The 20449-nt window shown below is 62.3% G+C and carries 20 protein-coding genes; 10 read left to right on the top strand and 10 right to left on the bottom strand.

All coding sequences use genetic code 11. The features are described 5' to 3' along the window. The first annotated feature begins 13 nt into the window (after positions 1-13). From B9N88_RS08785 to B9N88_RS08770, 4 genes are all read left to right on the top strand, one after another. Entirely contained in the window at positions 14-553 is a 540-nt protein-coding gene (locus B9N88_RS08785) for an RNA polymerase sigma factor (RefSeq protein ID WP_027604372.1), read from the top strand. Continuing rightward, positions 550-1518 (top strand): FecR family protein, encoded by a 969-nt coding sequence (locus tag B9N88_RS08780; RefSeq protein WP_027604373.1) that lies wholly within the window; start codon positions 550-552, stop codon positions 1516-1518. Before B9N88_RS08785 ends, B9N88_RS08780 begins: the two co-directional genes overlap by 4 nt. Positions 1519-1645: 127 nt before the next feature. Beyond that, entirely contained in the window at positions 1646-4204 is a 2559-nt protein-coding gene (locus B9N88_RS08775; RefSeq protein WP_027604374.1) for a TonB-dependent receptor, read from the top strand. A gap of 102 nt (positions 4205-4306) precedes the next feature. Then, positions 4307-5200 carry a DMT family transporter gene (locus B9N88_RS08770; protein WP_027604375.1) on the top strand — a complete coding sequence of 298 codons (894 nt, stop codon included), beginning with the start codon at positions 4307-4309 and terminating at the stop codon, positions 5198-5200. A gap of 4 nt (positions 5201-5204) precedes the next feature. On the opposite strand, the gene B9N88_RS08765 is transcribed toward B9N88_RS08770, so the two are convergent. The 4 genes from B9N88_RS08765 to B9N88_RS08750 all read right to left on the bottom strand — a co-directional run bounded on the left by B9N88_RS08765 (position 5205) and on the right by B9N88_RS08750 (position 8548). Then, a complete protein-coding gene (locus tag B9N88_RS08765) occupies positions 5205-6422 on the bottom strand; it encodes a class I SAM-dependent methyltransferase (protein WP_027604376.1) in 1218 nt (405 codons plus the stop codon). Between the two features lie 121 nt (positions 6423-6543). After that, positions 6544-7161 carry a TPM domain-containing protein gene (locus B9N88_RS08760; RefSeq protein ID WP_027604377.1) on the bottom strand — a complete coding sequence of 206 codons (618 nt, stop codon included), beginning with the start codon at positions 7159-7161 and terminating at the stop codon, positions 6544-6546. Between the two features lie 28 nt (positions 7162-7189). Beyond that, entirely contained in the window at positions 7190-7918 is a 729-nt protein-coding gene (locus B9N88_RS08755; protein ID WP_027604378.1) for a TPM domain-containing protein, read from the bottom strand. Positions 7919-7936: 18 nt separating this feature from the next. Next, entirely contained in the window at positions 7937-8548 is a 612-nt protein-coding gene (locus B9N88_RS08750; RefSeq protein ID WP_027604379.1) for a LemA family protein, read from the bottom strand. Positions 8549-8786: 238 nt separating this feature from the next. On the opposite strand from B9N88_RS08750, the gene bglX reads away from it, so the two are divergent. Then, a complete protein-coding gene (gene bglX, locus B9N88_RS08745) occupies positions 8787-11078 on the top strand; it encodes a beta-glucosidase BglX (protein ID WP_027604380.1) in 2292 nt (763 codons plus the stop codon). Between the two features lie 63 nt (positions 11079-11141). On the opposite strand, the gene B9N88_RS08740 is transcribed toward bglX, so the two are convergent. The 4 genes from B9N88_RS08740 to B9N88_RS08725 form a co-directional block, all read right to left on the bottom strand. Continuing rightward, positions 11142-12299 (bottom strand): phospholipase D-like domain-containing protein, encoded by a 1158-nt coding sequence (locus tag B9N88_RS08740; RefSeq protein ID WP_027604381.1) that lies wholly within the window; start codon positions 12297-12299, stop codon positions 11142-11144. Between the two features lies 1 nt (position 12300). Then, positions 12301-12891 (bottom strand): YceI family protein, encoded by a 591-nt coding sequence (locus tag B9N88_RS08735; protein WP_027604382.1) that lies wholly within the window; start codon positions 12889-12891, stop codon positions 12301-12303. A 90-nt stretch (positions 12892-12981) separates the two neighbouring features. Next, positions 12982-13296, bottom strand: a complete 315-nt coding sequence (locus B9N88_RS08730) for a hypothetical protein (protein ID WP_027604383.1) — start codon at positions 13294-13296, stop codon at positions 12982-12984. Next, positions 13293-14366 (bottom strand): serine hydrolase domain-containing protein, encoded by a 1074-nt coding sequence (locus tag B9N88_RS08725; RefSeq protein WP_027604384.1) that lies wholly within the window; start codon positions 14364-14366, stop codon positions 13293-13295. Before B9N88_RS08725 ends, B9N88_RS08730 begins: the two co-directional genes overlap by 4 nt. Positions 14367-14550: 184 nt before the next feature. Here B9N88_RS08725 and olsB point away from each other — a divergent pair, with 184 nt between their 5' ends. After that, the gene (gene olsB, locus B9N88_RS08720; RefSeq protein WP_027604385.1) at positions 14551-15306 is read left to right on the top strand and encodes an L-ornithine N(alpha)-acyltransferase; all 756 of its coding nucleotides are present in this window, start codon (positions 14551-14553) and stop codon (positions 15304-15306) included. Then, entirely contained in the window at positions 15306-16097 is a 792-nt protein-coding gene (locus tag B9N88_RS08715; RefSeq protein ID WP_027604386.1) for a lysophospholipid acyltransferase family protein, read from the top strand. The genes olsB and B9N88_RS08715 overlap by 1 nt, the downstream gene beginning before the upstream one ends. Before the next feature lie 54 nt (positions 16098-16151). Here the strand turns inward: B9N88_RS08715 and B9N88_RS08710 are convergent, their stop codons facing one another. Beyond that, positions 16152-16736 carry an acyl carrier protein phosphodiesterase gene (locus B9N88_RS08710; protein ID WP_027604387.1) on the bottom strand — a complete coding sequence of 195 codons (585 nt, stop codon included), beginning with the start codon at positions 16734-16736 and terminating at the stop codon, positions 16152-16154. A 154-nt stretch (positions 16737-16890) separates the two neighbouring features. On the opposite strand from B9N88_RS08710, the gene B9N88_RS08705 reads away from it, so the two are divergent. The 3 genes from B9N88_RS08705 to B9N88_RS08695 are packed head-to-tail and all read left to right on the top strand — an operon-like array spanning position 16891 to position 19481. Continuing rightward, entirely contained in the window at positions 16891-17217 is a 327-nt protein-coding gene (locus B9N88_RS08705) for an ArsR/SmtB family transcription factor (protein ID WP_027604388.1), read from the top strand. A gap of 13 nt (positions 17218-17230) precedes the next feature. Continuing rightward, a complete protein-coding gene (locus B9N88_RS08700) occupies positions 17231-18397 on the top strand; it encodes an MFS transporter (RefSeq protein WP_027604389.1) in 1167 nt (388 codons plus the stop codon). 28 nt (positions 18398-18425) lie between these two features. Continuing rightward, positions 18426-19481, top strand: coding sequence for an alkene reductase (locus B9N88_RS08695; RefSeq protein ID WP_027604390.1), 1056 nt, complete (start codon positions 18426-18428; stop codon positions 19479-19481). A gap of 295 nt (positions 19482-19776) precedes the next feature. On the opposite strand, the gene B9N88_RS08690 is transcribed toward B9N88_RS08695, so the two are convergent. Then, entirely contained in the window at positions 19777-20409 is a 633-nt protein-coding gene (locus tag B9N88_RS08690) for a TetR family transcriptional regulator (protein ID WP_027604391.1), read from the bottom strand. Positions 20410-20449 lie beyond the last annotated feature (40 nt).

Raw genomic sequence — 20449 nt, 5'->3', positions numbered from 1 at the left:
AAGAAGGATATCCATGTCTCGTCCCAAGCCCGACCCGGTGTCGGCCGATGCCTTTCGCGGGTTCTATGCAGATATTCTGTATTTCCTGCGCAGACGCACGGACAACGCCAGCGACGCGGCGGACATGACCCAGGACGTCTTTACCCAGTGGCTGGACTACCGCGACCGGGCCAAGGTCGAACAGCCACGGGCATTTTTGTTCCAGATGGCACGCAACCTGCTGCGTGATCACTGGCGCAAACAGAAGGTACGGCAGACCGTCCACCCAGATCAGGCCGACAGGGACGCGGAACCGATCACCGACGAGCAAAACGACCCCATGGCCGCCGCCCAGCGCCTGCAACGCCTGGAACAGTTGAAAGAAGTCCTCGCCGAACTCTCGCCCCGCCGGCGAGAAGCCCTTATGCTGCACCGCTTCGAAGGCCTGAGCCAGGCGCAGATCGCCGAGCGCATGGGTATTTCGACGAGCATGGTGGAAAAGCACATCGCTTTTGCCCTGCTGCATTGCAAGCGACGCCTTCAAAACGACCCCGGCACGGAGCAGCCAGAATGAACCGCCTGAGCGACACCGACGGCCTGGATATCGAAGCCAGTGACGCCATCGATGCCCAAGCCGCCAGTTGGTTTGCGCGCAACCGGAACGACACAGGCCGTGCCGATCGCAAGGCCTTTGCCGCCTGGCAGGCCACGCCGGCCCATGCCCGCGCCTATGCCGAATTCGAGCAGTTGTGGGCCGACCTGGCCCAGTTGCAGCAACTGAACAAACCCGTGGCGCTGCCCAAGCGCAAAGCATCGGTATTGCGCCCGGCCCTGGCCGTAGCCGCCGCCGTGCTATGTGCCGTATTGGCCCCTCACATCGGTGCGCCCCGCGAGTTGTATCACAGCCAGGTGGCGGCCCATGCCAAGGGCATGCGCACCCTGAACCTGCCCGATGGCAGCACCCTGTCGGTGAATGCCAACACCCGCCTGCGCGTGGACTTCAGCGCCCACCAGCGCATCGTGCACCTGGACAAGGGCCAGGTGTATATCGAAGTGGCGGCCGACAAAGAGCGGCCGCTGTTCGTTCAAGCCGGCGAGGCCAGTGTGCGGGTGGTCGGCACCGGCTTCGATGTGCGCCGCAGCCAGCAGCAACTGGTGGTCAGCGTCGCCCACGGCCAGGTCGCTTTCGAGCCGTCCGCCACAAGCCCCGTCTCTCTGCTCGGGGCCCAGCAACGCGCCATCTACAGCTACGCCAAGGGCACCTTGCAACAGCAAACCCTCACGGCCGAAGAAGTCGCCGATTGGCGCAGCGGGCACTTGTCGTTCCGCAACCGTGAACTGGCCAGCCTGATCGATGAACTTAGCCTGTATCGCCCGCAGGCACCGTTGCAGGTCAGCAACGCGGTAGCGCACCTGAAAGTCTCGGGCAATCTGGACGTGAATGATCCGGACGCCCTGCTTAACGCCCTGCCAGCCCTGTTGCCGGTGAAAACCGTGGTCTCGGCCGATGGCATCGTGCGGATTGAACCGAGCAAATAACCTGCGAAGTTCTTATTTGAGAATATTTTGCATTCGCAGGTGTGGATTTTTTTGCCTGCCCCGTCTTCCTCCGGTCTGTATCTGATCAGCACACCTTTTTGGCCATTTGGCCGCTCCGGGGGATTCCATGTTTCGCGCGCCTTGCCACGCTTCGCACCTGTATCTTCGACCGACCCTTATCGCCACCTGCCTGGCGTTCAGCCTCGGCGCCCAAGCCGAGTCATTCACCCTGCAACTGCCCGCCCAGGCGCTGGCCACGTCCCTGAGCCAAGTAGCGCAGCACGCGAAGATCCAGCTGTTGTTCGATGAGGAGCTGCTCAAGAACGTGCAGGCACCGGCGCTCAACGGTGACTTCACACCGGAAGTTGCGATTCGCAGCCTGCTGAAAAACGGTGAGTTCACCCTGATCAAGGTCGGCAGCACATACGTGGTAAAGCCCGAAGAGGCCAAGACCACCCAGAGCGGCGCGATCCAGCTGGACACCCTGAGCGTGATCGGCACCGGCAATCATGTCGACTCGAGCACCGTCGGCCGCTCCACCCTGAGCCAGGCGGATATCGATCGCTACCAGGCCAATAACATCCCCAGCCTGTTGCAGACCCTGCCCGGCGTGAGCCAGGGTGGCTCACTGAAACCCGGCGGTCAGACCATCAACATCCGTGGCTTCGGCGATGCCGAAGACGTGCCGCTGACCGTCGATGGCGCGACCAAAAGCGGTTTCGAGCGCTACCAGCAAGGCACCGTGTTTATCGAGCCTGAGTTGATCAAGAGCATCGAAGTGGAGAAAGGCCCCAACTCGCCGTTCAGCGGGAACGGCGGCTTTGGCGGTACGGTGAACATGACCACCAAGGATGCCCCGGATTTGCTCAAGGACGGTCGCAACAGCGGTGCGATGCTCAAGTACGGTTATTCCAGCAACGACCACGAACAGGTCTACAGCAGCGCCGTGTATGGCCGCACCGACGATGGCCGTTTCGACGCGCTGGCCTACCTGACAAAACGCGACGGTGACGACATGAAGGTGGCCGCCAAGCTGCCCAATGAGAACAACCGTTACCCGATCAACCCCCAACGCCTGCCCAATACGGCCCAGGATGTGGACGGCAAGCTGTTCAAGGTCAATGCGCACTTCACCGATGAACACAGCGTCGGCCTGTCCTACTCACGGTCCCACAGCAACCGCTGGACACCGTTTTCCGCCGCCAGCTACCCCACGCCACCGACTCAGGCCAACATTGACCGCTACGGCTACGAGGGGGCACTCAAGCGTTTTTTAGCCCACCGCGATACCGTCGACACCACGTGGTCGGGCAAGTATGAGTACCAGCCCCTGGACAACCCGCTGGTGGACCTGACCGTCAAATATTCCCAGTCCAACACCGACCAGACCGACGAGCGCGATGCCACGGCGTTTTTCCAGCTGGCCACCGGCGGGCGCAAGATGGACACGGCCTACACCGACAAGAACCTCGACATCCGTAACGTCAGCCTGTTTGACACGGGTCCCTTGCAACACGCAGTGACCCTCGGCGGCCAAATTCGCAAGCACACCCGCAAAACCGAGATGTGGATGCCCGGCGCCACCTACAACACCCCACTCTACAACTACGGGCATTTCCAACCGGGCTTCATGCCGCATGGCAAGGTCGATACCAACAGCTTCTTCATCCAGGACGCGGTGACCCTGGGGGACGTGACCGTTACCCCATCGCTGCGCTACGACCACGTGCGCAACCGCGGCGAGGCCAACGATGCGCCGTACTACAGCAACCCCGACCCGGCCGTCGGCCACGACTACAGCGACCGGACCTACACCGGCTGGTCGCCGCGCCTGGCGCTGTTCTGGACGGTAACCCCCCATGTCGGGCTGTTTGCCAATTGGAGCCAGACCTGGCGCGCGCCGGTGATCGACGAGCAGTACGAAGTGCAGGGCCTGGGCAGCCGCACCGCCACCAGCGTCGACCTCGACCCGGAGCGCATCACCTCGATCACCGTGGGTAACATCACCAGCTTCGATAACCTGATCGCCCAGGATGACAACCTGCAAATACGCACGACCCTGTTCCACAACAAAGTCGAGGACGAGATCTTCAAGGCTACCGGTGTGGGCTGCCAGAACCAGGCCATCAACGGCGGCAGCATTTCCACGGCCTGCCCGCCGGGGGCGATGTCCAACTATCGCAATATCGGCGGCCTGACCATCAAGGGCTTCGAGGTCGAGTCGTTCTATAACTCCACCTACCTGTTCGGCTCGGTATCGTACGCCTATGCCACCGGCCAACACGAAGGGGCCTACACCAACCCGTGGGGGCCGGATGTGTCGGCACGCGATATTCCGCCGACCAAATGGGTACTGGTGTTAGGGACCAACATCCCGGCCTGGGATGCCCAGGTCGGTTGGACGGGGCAATTCGTCGGCGCCACCGACCGCCTGCCCAGCGACAAATATTCGGGCGGCCCGGGCTCCAGCGTCGGCGACGTGTTCTACGACCAGTATGGCAACAAGCGCTACAACACCCAGGGCCTGTTCGCCAAATGGAAGCCGCAGCAAGCGTACCTCAAGGGCACTGAGGTCAACTTCACCCTGGACAATATGTTCAACAACAACTTCCGTCCGGCCCTGAGCGGCGACCGTGCCTACACCAAGGGGCGCGACGCCAAGATCAGCATCACGCGCTTCTTCTGAAAACTGTACGGATAAATCCGCACCCAGCTGTAGGCCCGCAATCGGCGGGGGTTGTGGCTAGATGGGCTTCCCTTGAAGCCCTCTGGATTTCGGATCCCGCCCATGAGCTCGCGCGAAAACACCGGCATGGCCCTCGGCCTGCTGGGTGTCATCATCTTCAGCCTGACCCTGCCCTTCACCCGTATCGTGGTGCAGGAGATCCACCCGTTGCTCAACGGCCTGGGCCGTGCCTTGTTCGCGGCGGTCCCGGCGGCGGCGCTGTTGCTGTGGCGCCGCGAGCGCTGGCCGACCTGGCGCCAGGTGCGGGGTTTGTGCCTGGTCATTGCCGGGGTGATTCTGGGCTTCCCGGTGCTGTCGGCGTGGGCCATGCAAACCTTGCCGGCCTCCCATGGCGCACTGGTCAATGGCCTGCAACCGCTGTGCGTGGCGCTGTATGCGGCGTGGCTGTCCCATGAGCGGCCGTCGAAAGCCTTCTGGGCCTGCGCGGCGCTGGGCAGCGGGTTGGTGTTGAGTTATGCATTGATCACCGGCGCCGGCAGTATCCAGGCCGGCGATTTATTGATGCTCGGCGCGATAGCCGTGGGTGGCCTGGGCTATGCCGAAGGTGGCCGGTTGGCCAAGGAGATGGGCGGCTGGCAGGTGATCTGCTGGGCGCTGGTACTGTCCACGCCCGTGTTGATCGGCCCGGTGTGGTACCTGACGGCGCAGCACCAAGGCGCGGTCTCGATGCGCGCCTGGTGGGCGTTCGGCTATGTGTCGCTGTTCTCGCAGTTCCTGGGCTTCTTCGCCTGGTACGCCGGCCTGGCCATGGGCGGCATTGCGCGGGTCAGCCAGATTCAGCTGTTGCAGATCTTCTTCACCATCGCGTTTTCGGCGCTGTTCTTTGGTGAACATATCGAGCCGATTACCTGGGTGTTTGCCTGTGGGGTCATCGTCACGGTGATGCTCGGGCGTAAGACCGCGGTGCAGGCTGCGCCGATCGCTAAGTCGGCGTGAGCCCCTATTTAAGGTAGCCATCCGCGCGCAGCAGGGTTTCCAGGCAGTGTTCGGAGATGTGATAGAACGCCTTCAACTCCTGGATTCTCTCCAGCAACTGCGCGTTGTCCACCGGCTCCGCACGCTTGACCGCCAGGATCATCTTGTTCTTGTTGGTGTGCTCCAGGGAGATGAACTCGAACACCTTGGTCTCGTAGCCGCACGCTTCGAGGAACAACGCACGCAAGCTGTCGGTGACCATTTCCGCCTGCTGGCCCAGGTGCAGGCCGTATTGCAGCATCGGCTTGAGCAGCGCCGGGCTCTGGATCTGCAGGCGAATCTGCTTATGGCAGCACGGCGAGCACATGATGATCGATGCGCCGGAACGAATGCCGGTGTGGATCGCGTAATCGGTGGCGACGTCACAGGCATGCAGGGCGATCATCACGTCCAGTTGGCTGGGCGCCACGCTGCGCACATCACCACATTTGAACACCAGCCCCGGGTGTTCCAGGCGAGCGGCGGCGGTGTTGCACAGGGTCACCATGTCTTCGCGCAACTCGACGCCGGTGACTTCGCCTTCGGCCTTGAGGGTGTTGCGCAGGTAGTCGTGGATCGCAAACGTGAGGTAGCCCTTGCCCGAACCGAAATCGGCGACGCGCACCGGTTGGTCCAGCTTCAGCGGTGAGGAGGTCAGCGCATGGCTGAACACTTCGATGAATTTGTTGATCTGCTTCCACTTGCGCGACATCGACGGGATCAGCGCCTGCCTGGCGTCGGTCACGCCCAGGTCGGCGAGGAACGGCCGGCTCAGGTCGAGGAAGCGATGTTTCTCACGGTTATGCTCGGCCGATGGCGCCTCGCGCAGTTGCTGAGGCTTGCTCCTGAACAGCGAGCTTTTGTTCTTCTTGCTGTATTCCAACTGGGCTTCGTCGGTCAGCGACAGCAGGTGCGCGTTCTTGAACGAGCCCGGCAGCAACGCGGCAATCGCCGCCACGCCGTCGGCCAGCGCCAAGTTCTTGGTGATGTCGCGGGTCTTGTAGCGGTAGACGAAGGACAGGCACGGCTGCTCCTTGACGGTCACCGCCTTGATGATCAGCCGCTGCAACTCGGCTTCGTCGCCGACGTATTTGGCCAGCACCAGCTTGATAAAGGCGTTCTGCGCAAGGCTTGTGCTCAACAGTTCGATGAACTGGGCGTGATGATCCGGCGCGGGGCTGGCAGGTTGAGCGGTAACGGACATGAACAAAAACGCCTCGGGCAGGGAATGCCGGGCATTTTAGGGGGGATGGGGGTTCAGGGCACGGGGTTATTTGATCAACGGTACTGCCCCCTCCCACATTTGATCTCCGGTGCTGGATGTTCTATTCGAGTACGACCAGGCGATTTGGCAGTTCATTCCGGGCGTGTGTCACCGGTACATGCACCTTCAACAACTCGCCACACGCCTCGATACAGGCAATAAACCCAGCCAGCGTCTGCCCCTGTTTCACCTGCTGGGTAAACGCCTTGACGATGGCATCCCAACTGCTGTTATCCAGGCGCTTGGAGATACCTTCGTCCACCAGGATTTCCACATAACGCTCCGCTTCGCTGACAAAAATCAGCACCCCGGTGCTGCCCAGGGTGTGGTGCAGGTTCTGCTCCAGGAACTGCCGGCGCGCGAGGTTGGAGGCGCGCCAATGGCGTACCGAGCGCGGGATCAGGCGGGTGGTCACCTTGGGCAGGCGAAACAGCAGGCACAACACGATGAACGTCGCCCACTGCGCCAACAGCAAGGTGTACATGGTCAGGTAGCCCGACAGGTAATGCACCACGCCCGGTACCACCAAGGCGATCAGGCTGGCCCACAGCAGGGGGATGTAGGCGTAATCGTCGGCGCGGGCCGCCAGCACGGTGACCAGTTCGGCGTCGGTGGTTTTTTCGACCCGGGCAATCGCTTCGGCGACTTGGCGCTGCTCGTGTTCAGTCAGTAATGCCATGGTTGTAGTTGCTCTCTAGTTATTGTCATTACCAGCCGCCCGACGCGCCGCCGCCGCCGAAGCCACCACCGCCGCCTCGGAAACCGCCGCCACCTCCCCCGCCACCGCCGCCGCGTCCACTGCTGCCGAGGATCGCCAAAAAGATCGCGCCCACCGGCAGGCCCATGCGATTGCACAGCCACAACACGCCGATCAGCAGGATGAACAGGCCGATGGAAAAGCCGGGATTATCCTTGGCAAAGTTGGCATCCGCCACATGCGCCGGCACCGCCAGCGGTTCGCCGCCGACCACCTGCACCATCGCCGCCACGCCGTCGCTGATGCCCTGGCTGAAATTGCCGGCCTTGAACTTGGGCGCAATCACCTGGTTGATGATCACCCAGGCCTGCGCATCGGTGAGCACGCCTTCAAGGCCATAGCCAACTTCGATCCGCAACGTGCGCTCGTCACGGGCGACAATCAGCAACGCGCCGTTGTCCTTGCCCTTCTGGCCGATGCCCCACTGGCGACCCAACTGGTAACCGTAGTCCTCGATGGGCACGCCCTGCAGGTCGGGCACCGTGACCACCACGATCTGGTCGCCACGGGTCTGCTCCAGCGCCTGCAACTGCTGGGTGATGTGCTCGCGCGTGGCCGGGTCGATCATCTGGGCGGTGTCCACCACCCGCCCGCTCAACGCCGGGAACGTCAGCGCCGCCTGGGCCACCCCCACGCAGGCCAGCATCCATAGCGCCAGGCCTATCCGTAATAAACGCATCGACACCTCAGTGCAGCCTTATTTGAACTTCACTTGCGGCGCTTTATCGGCATCGGCACTGGTGGCTTCAAAGGTGGCGCGGATCGGCAGGTCGCTGTACATCACGCTGTGCCACAGGCGGCCAGGGAAGGTGCGGTTCTCGGTGTTGTACGCCTGCACGGCCTGGATGAAATCGCGACGGGCCACGGCGATGCGGTTTTCGGTGCCCTCGAGCTGGGATTGCAGGGCCAGGAAGTTCTGGTTGGCCTTCAGGTCCGGGTAGCGCTCGGAGACCACCATCAAGCGGCTGAGGGCACCGCTCAAACCGTCCTGGGCCTGCTGGAACTGCTTGAGTTTTTCCGGGTTGTCCAGGGTGCTGGCATCCACCTGGATCGAGGTGGCCTTGGCCCGCGCCTCGATCACGGCGGTCAGGGTGTCCTGCTCATGGGCGGCGTAACCCTTGACCACTTCCACCAGGTTGGGGATCAGGTCGGCGCGGCGCTGGTACTGGTTCTGCACCTGGCCCCAGGCCGCCTTGGCCTGTTCGTCCAAGGTCGGGATGTTATTGATGCCGCAGCCGCTCAATACTGTGCTGATCAATAGCAAAGCCGCGGCCTTGAGGCCCCAGCGGGAATGTTGTGCTGCTTGCATGGTGTTTCTCCTGCCCAAACTGGATGGAATATGACGACTAACCCTAAAAACCACACGCTTGGGGCATAATCCGCCACCACTGGAATGCATCGAGCCAATCAGCTACAAAGATGCCCAGCGCGATAAAGAGTTCAGAGTGTGCTGCATTTATCTGAACAACACCCGAACAACAATAGACGCTCCCCACATTTTGGCCGATCAGCCCAAGCGCTGTGCAGTGAGCCGAAAAAGGATATTCATGAAGAAGCTGTGTTTGCTCGGCCTTGTTGCCACGCTGGCCACCCACCCCGTCTGGGCAGAAACAAAGCCTGCTGCGCTTAAGGACAAGGACGCTTTCGTCAGCGACCTGCTCAAGCAGATGACCCTGGATGAAAAGATCGGCCAATTGCGCCTGATCAGCATCGGCCCGGAAATGCCCCGCGAGCTGATCCGCAAGGAAATCGCCGCCGGCCGCATCGGTGGCACGTTCAACTCCATCACCCGCCCGGAAAACCGTCCGATGCAGGACGCGGCCATGCGCAGCCGCTTGAAGATCCCGATGTTCTTCGCCTATGACGTGATCCACGGCCACCGCACGATCTTCCCGATCAGCCTGGCCCTGGCCTCCAGCTGGGACATGGACGCCATCGGCCGCTCCGGGCGTATCGCCGCCCAGGAAGCCGCCGCCGACAGCCTCGACATCACCTTTGCACCGATGGTCGATATCTCCCGCGACCCGCGCTGGGGTCGCACGTCCGAAGGCTTCGGTGAAGACACCTATCTGGTCTCACGGATTGCCGAAGTGATGGTCAAGGCCTTCCAGGGCGCCAGCCCCGCGAATGCCGACAGCATCATGGCCAGCGTCAAGCACTTCGCCCTCTACGGCGCAGTGGAAGGCGGACGTGACTACAACGTGGTGGACATGAGCCCGGTCAAGATGTACCAGGACTACCTGCCGCCGTACCACGCGGCGATCAAGGCCGGTTCCGGCGGCGTGATGGTGGCGCTGAACTCGATCAATGGCGTGCCCGCCACCGCCAACACCTGGCTGATGAACGACCTGCTGCGCAAGGACTGGGGCTTCAAGGGCCTGGCCGTCAGCGACCACGGCGCGATCTTCGAGCTGATCAAGCACGGCGTGGCCAAGGACGGACGTGAAGCCGCCAAGCTGGCGATCAAGGCCGGCATCGACATGAGCATGAACGACTCGTTGTACGGCAAGGAATTGCCGGGGCTGCTCAAGTCCGGCGAGATCGAACAGAGCGACATCGACAACGCCGTGCGTGAAGTGCTCGGCGCCAAGTACGACATGGGCCTGTTCAAAGACCCGTACCTGCGCATCGGCAAGGCCGAGGATGACCCGGCCGACACCTACGCCGACAGCCGCCTGCACCGTGCCGAGGCCCGTGATGTGGCGCGCCGCAGCCTGGTGCTGCTGAAGAACCAGAACGACGCCCTGCCGCTGAAAAAGTCCGCGACCATCGCGCTAGTGGGCCCACTGGCCAAGGCGCCGATCGACATGATGGGCAGTTGGGCGGCGGCCGGCAAGCCGGAGCAATCGGTCACGCTGCTTGACGGCATGAACGCGGTCATCGGCGAAAAAGGCAAGATCATCTACGCCCGTGGCGCCAACATCACCAACGACAAGGCGGTGGTCGACTACCTCAACTTCCTCAACTTCGATGCACCGGAAGTGGTGGATGACACCCGCCCGGCCGAGGTGATGATCGATGAAGCGGTCAAGGCCGCCAAGGATGCCGACGTGGTGGTCGCCGCCGTGGGTGAATCCCGTGGCATGTCCCACGAATCGTCGAGCCGCACCGACCTGAATATCCCGCAAAGCCAGCGCGACCTGATCAAGGCCCTGAAAGCCACCGGCAAACCGCTGGTGCTGGTACTGATGAACGGCCGCCCGCTGTCGATCCTGGAAGAGAAACAACAAGCCGACGCGATCCTGGAAACCTGGTTCGCCGGTACCGAAGGCGGCAACGCCATTGCCGACGTGCTGTTCGGTGACTACAACCCATCGGGCAAGCTGCCGATCACCTTCCCACGCTCCGTGGGGCAGATTCCGACCTACTACAACCACCTGACCATTGGCCGGCCATTCACCCCGGGCAAGCCGGGCAACTACACCTCACAGTACTTCGATGACACCACCGGGCCGCTGTTCCCGTTTGGCTATGGCCTGAGCTACACCACGTTCAGCCTGTCGGACATGGCGCTGTCGTCCACCACCCTGAACAAGACCGGCAAGCTCGACGCCAGCGTCACGGTGCAGAACACCGGCAAGGTCGATGGCGAAACCGTGGTGCAGTTGTATATCCAGGACGTGGCGGGTTCGATGATCCGTCCGATCAAGGAGCTGAAGAACTTCCAGAAGGTCATGCTCAAGGCTGGCGAAGAACGCACGCTGCACTTCACCATCACCGAGGACGACTTGAAGTTCTACAACACCCAGCTCAAGTTCGCCGCCGAACCGGGTGAGTTCAATGTGCAGATCGGGCTGGACTCCCAGGACGTACAGCAGCAGACCTTCGAACTGCTCTAACACCTGACACGGTCAAAAAATGTGGGAGCAAGCCCCCTCCCACATTTGACCTCAGTGTGCTTGCTAGCCGCGTCGATCCAGCAGGTTCACCACCAACCGATCAATCCACCCCCACACCCGCTGCTTCACCCGCCGCCACAACGGCCGCGCCTTCCACGCTTCCAGGCTGACCACCAGGCTCTGGGCAAAATCCGCGGTAAAGCTCGCCGCCACCGCCTGCGTCAGCCCGGGGTCCAACGCTTCCAGGTTGGCTTCCAGGTTGAAGCGCAGATTCCAGTGATCGAAGTTGCACGAGCCGATACTCACCCAATCGTCCACCAGCGCCATCTTCAGGTGCAAAAAGCACGGCTGGTATTCAAAGATCTGCACGCCTGCACGCAGCAAGCGCGGGTAATAACGGTGTCCGGCGTAGCGCACGGAGGGGTGGTCGGTGCGCGGGCCGGTGAGCAGCAAACGCACATCCACCCCACGCCCTGCGGCCCGACGCAGTGCGCGGCGCACGCCCCAGGTGGGCAGGAAATACGGCGTGGCGAACCAGATACGTTGCTGGCTGCTGTTCAGCGCGCGGATCAGCGATTGCAGGATATCGCGGTGCTGTCGGGCGTCTGCATAGGCCACTCGGCCCAGGCCTGGCCCCGTCGCCGGCACCTTGGGCAAACGCGGCAAACCGAAATGGGTGGCGGGCTTCCACGCCCGGCGCGCGACATTGGCGTGCCATTGCCGTTCGAACAGCGCCTGCCAGTCCAGCACCAGCGGGCCGTGGACCTGCACCATCACCTCATGCCACTCGGCGGTGTCTTGCCCCGGCGTCCAGAACTCATCGGTGACGCCCGTGCCGCCGACCACGGCAGTTTCCTGGTCGATCAGCAACAGCTTGCGGTGGTCGCGATACAGGTTGCGCATCCAGCGGCGCCAGCTCAGGCGATTGTAGAAACGCAGCTCCACACCGGCGTCGGTCAGGCGCTTACGCAGCCCCAGGGTAAACGCCAGGCTGCCGTAGTCATCAAACAGGCAGCGCACCCGCACGCCGCGCTCGGCGGCCAGCACCAGCGCCTGCACCATCGCTTCGGCGCAGGCGCCAGCCTCCACCAGATACAATTCCAACTCCACTTGCCGCTCGGCCCGGGCAATGCCCACCAGCATCTGCGGAAAAAATTGCGGGCCGTCGATCAACAACTCGAAACGGTTGGCGCTGCGCCACGGGAACACTGCGCCGCTCATGTCAGCGCGCCGTAAAGATCAGCACCGCACCCACCGGCACCGACAAACTGATCGACTTAAGCCCTGCCGCCTTGCGCAACGCTGCCACCCCCGGCGCCAGGTCGAAATCCTCCGCACGCAACACCACCGGTTCCAGGGTCACCACCTGGAAGCGTCGGTCATCCAGGCGCGTGGCCAACAACTCGGCGCTGTAGGTCTGGGTCTTGCCATGCAGGGTGACGCTCAAGGGCAAGCGCAGTTCCAGTTGCGCGCCAGGCGCCAGGTCATTGATGGGTTGCAGATTGATCTGTGCGCTGATCAGCGCCTCGGGGAAAGTCTTGATCTCGAACAGCTGGTTGCGCATGCGCTCGTCGCGCAGCGGGATGCCGCTGTTGACCGACTCCAGCTCTACTTCCAATTGCGCCGCGCCCTTGCTGTCGACCTTGCCGTGCAGCACCAGGAAGCGATGGACTTCAGCAATCTCGGTGTTTTTGGTGGTGACGAACGACAGGCGCGAGGACTCGTTGTCCAGGTACCAGTCGGCATGGGCGGGCACCGCGGCAGCGGCCAGCAGGGCGAAGGCCAGGGGTTTGATAACAGACGCGTTGAACATTAAGGACTCGTGGGGCGAAAAACCTGCACGAACCTTAAGCGCAATGTCACGAACGGCGCAAATCCAATGTGGGGGGTGACTTGCGCTGTGTCAGGGATTCAGACGACAGCCCTGTCGATCCCCCAACCACCGCGCGCTGTGCGTACGCCCCAAGCCACTCGCCGTCACTTCACTGCGTTCCGGGTTATCGCTGAACCCACTTGTGGGCACGTACTGCTTCACATAACCCCGGCAATAGTCGGCTGGATTGTTCGCCACATAGCGGCACGAGCAGTACTCCTTGGCGGTATACGCCGCGATGATATCGGGGAAGGCTTGCAGGTTGACGCGCTCGTGCCAAACCCAGCCTGACAGGGCGAGCAACAGCACCAGAAAAAGGCTGGTAAACGGCCGACGACGCATCATGGTTGCACCGCCGCAAGCACGCGCTTGAGCAGTTCGTTGTGGCGGTAGCTGCCGTCGCGATCATCGCCATAGCGCACGATCACCAGGTGTTCGTCGGGCATCACGTACAGCGCCTGGCCCCAATGACCGAGGGCGGCGAAGGTGTCGGCGGGGGCGTCGGGCCAGGGCCTCGGGGCGCCTTGGTTGAGCCACCATTGGCCACCGGGGACGGCTTCGTCCTGGCCGGCGGTGTATTTGTCGAAGGGTTGGCGGTTGAACGCCACCCAGTCCCTGGGCAGCAATTGTTGATCCCCCCAGCGCCCGTCGCGGGCCATCAGCAGGCCGACACGCGCCAGGTCACGCGCGGTGAGGAACGCATAGGACGAGGCGACAAAGGTTTCGTCGGCATCGGTTTCCCAGGTGGCGTTATGAATGCCCAGCGGCTTGAACAGCGCGTCCCAGGGGTAACTCATGTACGCCTTGTGGCCGAGCATGCCCTTGAGCGCGGCGGACAGGATATTGCTGTCGCCGCTGGAATAACGAAAGGCCTGGCCCGGTGCGCTGAAGGACTCAGTGCTGGCGGCGAACTCGGCCATATCGGCGCGACCACGGGTGTAAAGCATCGCCACCACCGAGGACTTCAGCGGCGCGTATTCATACTCTTCCTGCCAGTCCAGGCCCGAGGCCCAGTGCAGCAGGTCGGCCATGGTCACCTTGGGGTGTTGTTTCATCGGCGGGTAAAAGCGTGCCGCAGGGTCGGTCAGTTTGAAACGGTTTTCGCCGTAGGCCACGCCGAGCACCGTGGCCATCAGGCTTTTGCTGATGGACCAGGTCAAGTGTGGCGTGCTGGCCGTGGTCGGTGCGGCGTAGCGTTCATAGATGACCACACCGTCGCGGATCACCAGCAGCGCGTCGGTGCGAATGCCTTGGCGGGCAGTGTCGTCACGGGGCGGGAATGCATAGGCGTCAAGGGCTTCGACGGCGGGTCCTGCGAGCGGCGTGCCCTTGGCCCAGTCCTTGTCGGGCCAGGTTTCAGCGCAGGCGGTAACGGTGACGAACAGCAGGGAAACGCACAGCAGGCCTCTGACCATGGACACACACTCAAGGGAGCATTCAAGCCCGCGAGCCTAGCCGAGGGCAATGACAGATTTGCTACAGAGGCCCTGTCATCCAAGCGTCACCATAACTTCATGGAGATGACACCGGGGCTACATAGCCTGACTTTGGACAACAAAGTCGACCGGCCGAAACGTGGCTGGCACTCGGAGATTCGCCATGACTCAGATCGCCCGCATCAGCGACACCGGCAATGAACGCCGTCTGCAAGCCGAACGCCTGGTTGGCGCCAAGGCTTTGCAGGAAGCCCAGGCCCTGCGTTTCAACGTCTTCAGCGGCGAGTTCAACGCCAAGCTCAAAGGCGCGGAACACGGCCTGGACATGGATGACTATGATGTTCACTGCAGCCACATCGGCGTGCGGGACTTGAACAGCGGTCGACTCGTCGCCACCACCCGTTTGCTCGACCACCAGGCCGCCAGCACCCTGGGCCGGTTCTACAGCGAAGAAGAATTCAGCCTGCATGGCCTGCTGCATCTGCAGGGCCCGATCCTGGAAATCGGCCGCACCTGCGTCGACCCGGCCTACCGCAACGGCGGCACCATCGCCGTGTTGTGGGGCGAGTTGGCCGAAGTGCTCAACCAGGGCGGCTACAGCTACCTGATGGGCTGCGCGAGCATCCCGATGCACGACGGCGGCATCCAGGCCCACGCGATCATGCAGCGCCTGCGCGAACGTTACCTGTGCAACGAACACCTGCGCGCCGAACCGAAAAAACCGCTGCCGGCGCTGGACCTGCCGACCAACGTGATCGCCGAGATGCCGCCGCTGCTCAAGGCCTACATGCGCCTGGGTGCGAAGATCTGCGGCGAGCCGTGCTGGGATGAAGATTTCCAGGTCGCCGACGTGTTCATCCTGCTTAAGCGCGATGAGCTATGCCCGCGCTATGCGCGCCACTTCAAGGCGGCCATGTGATGAGCCGCCTGCGCGTGTACGGGCGCATCGCCCGGGTGCTGGTGGTAGTGGCGCTGGGCTTGAGCATGGCCAGTGTGTTTGGCGTGTTCGAACGCTTGGGCGTGGCCAACTCGATGGTGCGGCGCCAACGCTGGTCGCGGTTCTTCATGGCGCGGCTGACCAATGCCCTGCCCTTTCGCGTGACAGTGCACGGCGAGTTGCCGACCCAGCACATGCTGTGGGTGAGCAACCACGTGTCCTGGACCGATATTCCGTTGCTGGGCGCAGTGGCGCCGATGTCGTTTTTGTCCAAGGCCGAAGTGCGCACCTGGCCGGTGGCCGGCTGGTTGGCGGCCAAGGCCGGTAGCTTGTTTATCCGTCGCGGTTCGGGCGACAGCCAGTTGATCCGCAAGCAGATGACCCGCCACCTGGAACAACAGCACCCGCTGCTGATGTTCCCCGAAGGCACCACCACCGACGGCCGCAGCCTGCGCACCTTCCACGGGCGCTTGCTGGCCAGTGCGATTGACGCGGATGTGTCGCTGCAACCGGTGGCCATCCGTTATCTGCGCAATGGGCAGGTCGACCCGCTGGCACCGTTTATTGGCGATGACGATTTGCTCTCGCACCTGATGCGCCTGTTCGGCAATGATCAGGGCGATGTGGAAATCCACGTGCTCAAACCGATTGCCTGCGCCGGACAGGAACGTGCGGCACTGGCGTTCCAGGCGCAGCAGGCGGTGCAGAAGGCGTTGTTTGGGCCGATGCCGGAGACTGAACAAGTAGCGGCGCGACCAGCCTTTGCCGCGTGATATGAGCTAGACACTGCTCCAAATGTGGGAGGGGGGGCTTGCCCCCTCCCACATTTAGCTTTGTGTTGTCAGGTGGTTATGCGCGAAGGCTTGCAGTTCGGGGTAGAAGATCCGGAAGTCTTCACTCAACGGCTCATACAACTCACGCAATTCCTGCATCGCAAACCCTAATTCCTGGGGTTGTGTGAGCCGCCGCGAAATCCCGCGCAACACCGGCTCTATCACCGCGAACTCGCGGTACGACCCCAACCAGTCATCCGCCGCCATATACGGCGCTATCTGCGCCAGCCGCCCCGGCAACTGCGGTTCGGCCGCCAGCACGCGGTACACCTGCGAGGTGAAGTGCTCCAGGGGCTGATCGGCGTACAGCGCCCAATCCCGCGCCAGGCAGTGATCGAAGAACACATCAAGGACAATCCCGGCATAGCGCCGCCGGGTGAGGCTGAAGCGCGACAACGCCTCGCCCACCAACGGGTGGCTGTCGGTGAAGCGGTCGATCGAGCGATGCAACTGGATCGCCGCTTCGATTGGCGGGCTGAACTGGCCTTGCAGGCGGCCTTTGACAAAGTCGCCATACAGGCTGCCCAGCAGTTGCGCAGGAAGTTGGCCGCCCAGGTGCAGATGTGCGAGATAATTCATGCCGCGCAGTCTAGCACTGGCGCCAACGTATCGTTATAACCCGATATACCGATTCAGCCTGAGCTCAGAGCAAATTCATATTGGTATATCGGGATATAACGATTTAAAGTTCGCCTCATCGCGATATAACGCTTTACGACACCGAGCACCTGCCATGTCCATCGACCTCGACGAAATAATAAAAGCCCTGGCGCACCCAGTACGACGAGACATCCTCACCTGGCTGAAAGACCCGAAAGTGCAGTTCCCCGAGCAAGTGCACAACCACGAATACGGCATCTGTGCCGGGCAGATCGACCAGCGCTGCGGCTTGTCCCAGTCGACCGTGTCGGCCCACCTGGCCACCTTGCAACGGGCGGGATTGATCAGCAGCCAGAAGGCCGGGCAGTGGCACTTTTTCAAGCGCAATGAGGAAGTGATCCAAGCCTTCCTCGCGGCGCTTACCACTGAACTCAGCGCTGAAATCAGCGCGACGTTGTAACAAGGAAACGATAATGCCCCTCTCGCTACTCATCCTGGCCCTGAGCGCCTTCGCCATCGGCACTACCGAGTTCGTGATCATGGGCCTGCTGCCTGATGTGGCGGCGGACCTCGGCGTGTCGATTCCCGGCGCCGGCTGGCTGGTCACCGGCTATGCCCTGGGCGTGGCCATTGGTGCGCCATTTATGGCACTGGCCACCGCCAGGTTGCCCCGCAAGGCGGCCCTGGTAGCGTTGATGGGCATCTTCATTATCGGCAACCTGCTCTGCGCCCTGGCCAGTGACTACAACGTGCTGATGGTTGCCCGTGTGATCACCGCGCTATGCCACGGTGCGTTCTTCGGCATCGGTTCGGTGGTCGCCGCCAACCTGGTGCCGGCCAACAAGCGCGCTTCGGCCGTGGCCCTGATGTTCACCGGCTTGACCCTGGCCAACGTGCTTGGTGTGCCACTGGGCACCGCGCTGGGCCAGGAAGCCGGCTGGCGCTCGACCTTCTGGGCAGTGACGGTGATTGGCGTAGTGGCGTTGATCGGCCTGATCCGCTTCCTGCCGGCCAAGCGTGACGAAGAAAAACTCGACATGCGCGCCGAACTGGCCGCCCTCAAGGGTGCCGGCATCTGGTTGTCGCTGAGCATGACCGCGCTGTTCGCCGCATCCATGTTCACCCTCTTCACCTATGTTGCGCCGCTGCTCGGCGATGTCACCGGCGTGTCGCCCAAAGGCGTGACCTGGACCCTGCTGCTGATCGGCCTGGGCCTCACCGTGGGCAATATCATCGGCGGCAAGCTGGCGGACAAACGCCTGGCAGCCACCCTGATCGGCGTGTTTATCAGTATGGCGGTGGTGTCCACCGCGCTGACCTGGACCAGCGTCGCCGTGATCCCGACCGAGATCACCCTGTTCCTCTGGGCCACCGCTTCATTTGCCGCCGTACCTGCGCTGCAGATCAACGTGGTGACCTTCGGCAAGGCCGCACCGAACCTGGTGTCCACCCTGAACATCGGTGCCTTCAACATCGGCAATGCCCTCGGCGCCTGGGTGGGCGGCAGCGTGATTGCCCACGGTTTCGGCCTGAGCAGCGTGCCTCTGGCGGCAGCGGCCCTGGCGATCCTGGCGCTGCTGGTGACCCTGATTACTTTCCGTCAGGGCGGCGATGCCGACCTGGCCCCTGCGACCCACTGATCAACTTCAAAGAGAAGGGTGTTTTCCCATGACGACTATTTTCGATCCGATCAAACTGGGCGACCTGGAGCTGTCGAACCGCATCATCATGGCGCCGCTGACCCGCTGCCGCGCCGATGCCGGCCGCGTACCCAACGCGCTGATGGCCGAGTACTACGTGCAACGTGCTTCCGCCGGGCTGATCCTCAGCGAAGCCACTTCGGTGACACCGCTGGGCGTGGGCTACCCGGACACGCCGGGCATCTGGTCCAACGACCAGGTGCGCGGCTGGGCCAATATCACCAAGGCCGTGCATGGCGCAGGGGGCAAGATCTTCCTGCAACTGTGGCACGTCGGCCGCATTTCCCACGCGTCCTACCTGAACGGCGAAACCCCGGTGGCGCCGAGCGCGATCCAGGCTAAAGGTCACGTCAGCCTGGTGCGCCCATTGGCCGACTACCCAACGCCGCGTGCTCTGGAAACCGCTGAAATCGCCGACATCGTCGACGCTTACCGCACCGGCGCCGAGAACGCCAAGGCCGCAGGCTTTGATGGCGTGGAGATCCACGGCGCCAACGGCTACCTGCTCGACCAGTTCCTGCAAAGCAGCACCAATAAGCGCACCGATAACTATGGTGGGTCCCTGGAAAACCGTGCACGCCTGCTGTTGGAAGTGACCGATGCGGCCATCGAGGTCTGGGGCCCTGGCCGTGTGGGTGTGCATTTGGCACCGCGCGCCGATGCCCACGACATGGGCGACGACAACCTGAAGGAGACCTTCACCTACGTCGCCAGCGAGCTGGGCAAGCGTGGTATCGCCTTCATCTGCTCCCGTGAAAAGGCAGGTGCGGACAGCCTCGGTCCTCAGTTAAAAAAAGCCTTTGGCGGCGTGTACATCGCCAACGAACGTTTCACCAAGGACAGTGCCAATGCCTGGCTGGCCGAAGGCAAAGCGGACGCCGTGGCCTGGGGTGTGCCGTTCATTGCCAACCCGGACCTGCCAGCACGCCTGAAAGCCGATGCGCCGTTGAACGAAGCGCATCCGGAAACCTTCTACGGCCAGGGCCCGGTGGGCTACATCGATTACCCGACGCTGCCACTGTAATCACCCGACACGCGAAACCAAATGAGGGAGGGGGCTTGCCCCCGATGGCGGTGCCTCAGTCACTGTATGTGTTGACTGAACCACTGCCATCGGGGGCAAGCCCCCTCCCACATTGTTGCCCTGGGAAACACTCCTTAACAGCCTTGCAACAAAATCCCTACAAAATACTTAGGCGGCTATGTATCAACCGCCCGCCAGCCCGTATATAAAGTCACCCCACCTATCAGGCAGAAGGACGATTGACGGTCCTTAGGCTTTACTGTTGACACAACCTGATGCAATTACGCATTTTGTCTCAATTGCGCAGGCTGGGGCTCAGGCGCAGCATATCGAGCCCTGCATCCACCCAGCGTTCGGCCTCCTGATGTAGCTGGAAGCTGTCGGGTACCAGCAGCCACTGGCCAATCAGCCCGTTGATGTAGGCATGGATGCACACTGCGCCACGGGTGGTGTCGAGGTTTTCCGGAAGTTGCCCGCGATGGACCGCGTTACGCAGTGTCAGGCCGATGCGCAGGTTGCATTCCAGGCTGTGGGTCTGGCGCTGACGGCGCATGTCGCACATTTCATCGGTGAATTCGCACTTATGAAACAAAATCTCATTGATGCGCCGGGTTTTCGGGTCCAGGGCCACCTGATGAAACAAATGAATCAGCAGCTTGCGCATGCACCCCAACGGATCGACTTCGTCCTCGCTTTCACTGGCCCTGGCCAATTCGTCCAGTGGCTCATGCAGCGTGTCCAGCAGGGCCTGCAACAGATCGGATTTATTACTGAAGTGCCAATAAATGGCGCCCCGCGTGACACCGGCCAGCGCAGCGATATCCGCCAGCGTAGTCCGTGCAACGCCGCGTTCATAAAAGGCTTGCTCGGCGGCTTCGAGAATTTGGCTGCGCGTTTCCTGAGCTTCCTCTTTAGTGCGACGAACCATGGCAGTACAACCTCAATCAGGACACATAAGACTATCGCTA

Origin of the sequence: Pseudomonas sp. LAMO17WK12:I1, from assembly GCF_900177315.1 — a bacterium.
Classification (GTDB): domain Bacteria; phylum Pseudomonadota; class Gammaproteobacteria; order Pseudomonadales; family Pseudomonadaceae; genus Aquipseudomonas; species Aquipseudomonas marginalis.
Note: the sequence above shows the minus strand (reverse complement) of the source record. Positions and strands in the feature narration are given on the sequence as shown.

Bases quoted from the DNA above. Each gene is read 5' to 3' on its own strand.
- B9N88_RS08785 (WP_027604372.1), top strand. From the start codon at position 14: ATGTCTCGTCCCAAGCCCGACCCGGTGTCGGCCGATGCCTTTCGCGGG.
- B9N88_RS08780 (WP_027604373.1), top strand. From the start codon at position 550: ATGAACCGCCTGAGCGACACCGACGGCCTGGATATCGAAGCCAGTGAC.
- B9N88_RS08775 (WP_027604374.1), top strand. From the start codon at position 1,646: ATGTTTCGCGCGCCTTGCCACGCTTCGCACCTGTATCTTCGACCGACC.
- B9N88_RS08770 (WP_027604375.1), top strand. From the start codon at position 4,307: ATGAGCTCGCGCGAAAACACCGGCATGGCCCTCGGCCTGCTGGGTGTC.
- B9N88_RS08765 (WP_027604376.1), bottom strand. From the start codon at position 6,422: ATGTCCGTTACCGCTCAACCTGCCAGCCCCGCGCCGGATCATCACGCC.
- B9N88_RS08760 (WP_027604377.1), bottom strand. From the start codon at position 7,161: ATGGCATTACTGACTGAACACGAGCAGCGCCAAGTCGCCGAAGCGATT.
- B9N88_RS08755 (WP_027604378.1), bottom strand. From the start codon at position 7,918: ATGCGTTTATTACGGATAGGCCTGGCGCTATGGATGCTGGCCTGCGTG.
- B9N88_RS08750 (WP_027604379.1), bottom strand. From the start codon at position 8,548: ATGCAAGCAGCACAACATTCCCGCTGGGGCCTCAAGGCCGCGGCTTTG.
- bglX (WP_027604380.1), top strand. From the start codon at position 8,787: ATGAAGAAGCTGTGTTTGCTCGGCCTTGTTGCCACGCTGGCCACCCAC.
- B9N88_RS08740 (WP_027604381.1), bottom strand. From the start codon at position 12,299: ATGAGCGGCGCAGTGTTCCCGTGGCGCAGCGCCAACCGTTTCGAGTTG.
- B9N88_RS08735 (WP_027604382.1), bottom strand. From the start codon at position 12,891: ATGTTCAACGCGTCTGTTATCAAACCCCTGGCCTTCGCCCTGCTGGCC.
- B9N88_RS08730 (WP_027604383.1), bottom strand. From the start codon at position 13,296: ATGATGCGTCGTCGGCCGTTTACCAGCCTTTTTCTGGTGCTGTTGCTC.
- B9N88_RS08725 (WP_027604384.1), bottom strand. From the start codon at position 14,366: ATGGTCAGAGGCCTGCTGTGCGTTTCCCTGCTGTTCGTCACCGTTACC.
- olsB (WP_027604385.1), top strand. From the start codon at position 14,551: ATGACTCAGATCGCCCGCATCAGCGACACCGGCAATGAACGCCGTCTG.
- B9N88_RS08715 (WP_027604386.1), top strand. From the start codon at position 15,306: ATGAGCCGCCTGCGCGTGTACGGGCGCATCGCCCGGGTGCTGGTGGTA.
- B9N88_RS08710 (WP_027604387.1), bottom strand. From the start codon at position 16,736: ATGAATTATCTCGCACATCTGCACCTGGGCGGCCAACTTCCTGCGCAA.
- B9N88_RS08705 (WP_027604388.1), top strand. From the start codon at position 16,891: ATGTCCATCGACCTCGACGAAATAATAAAAGCCCTGGCGCACCCAGTA.
- B9N88_RS08700 (WP_027604389.1), top strand. From the start codon at position 17,231: ATGCCCCTCTCGCTACTCATCCTGGCCCTGAGCGCCTTCGCCATCGGC.
- B9N88_RS08695 (WP_027604390.1), top strand. From the start codon at position 18,426: ATGACGACTATTTTCGATCCGATCAAACTGGGCGACCTGGAGCTGTCG.
- B9N88_RS08690 (WP_027604391.1), bottom strand. From the start codon at position 20,409: ATGGTTCGTCGCACTAAAGAGGAAGCTCAGGAAACGCGCAGCCAAATT.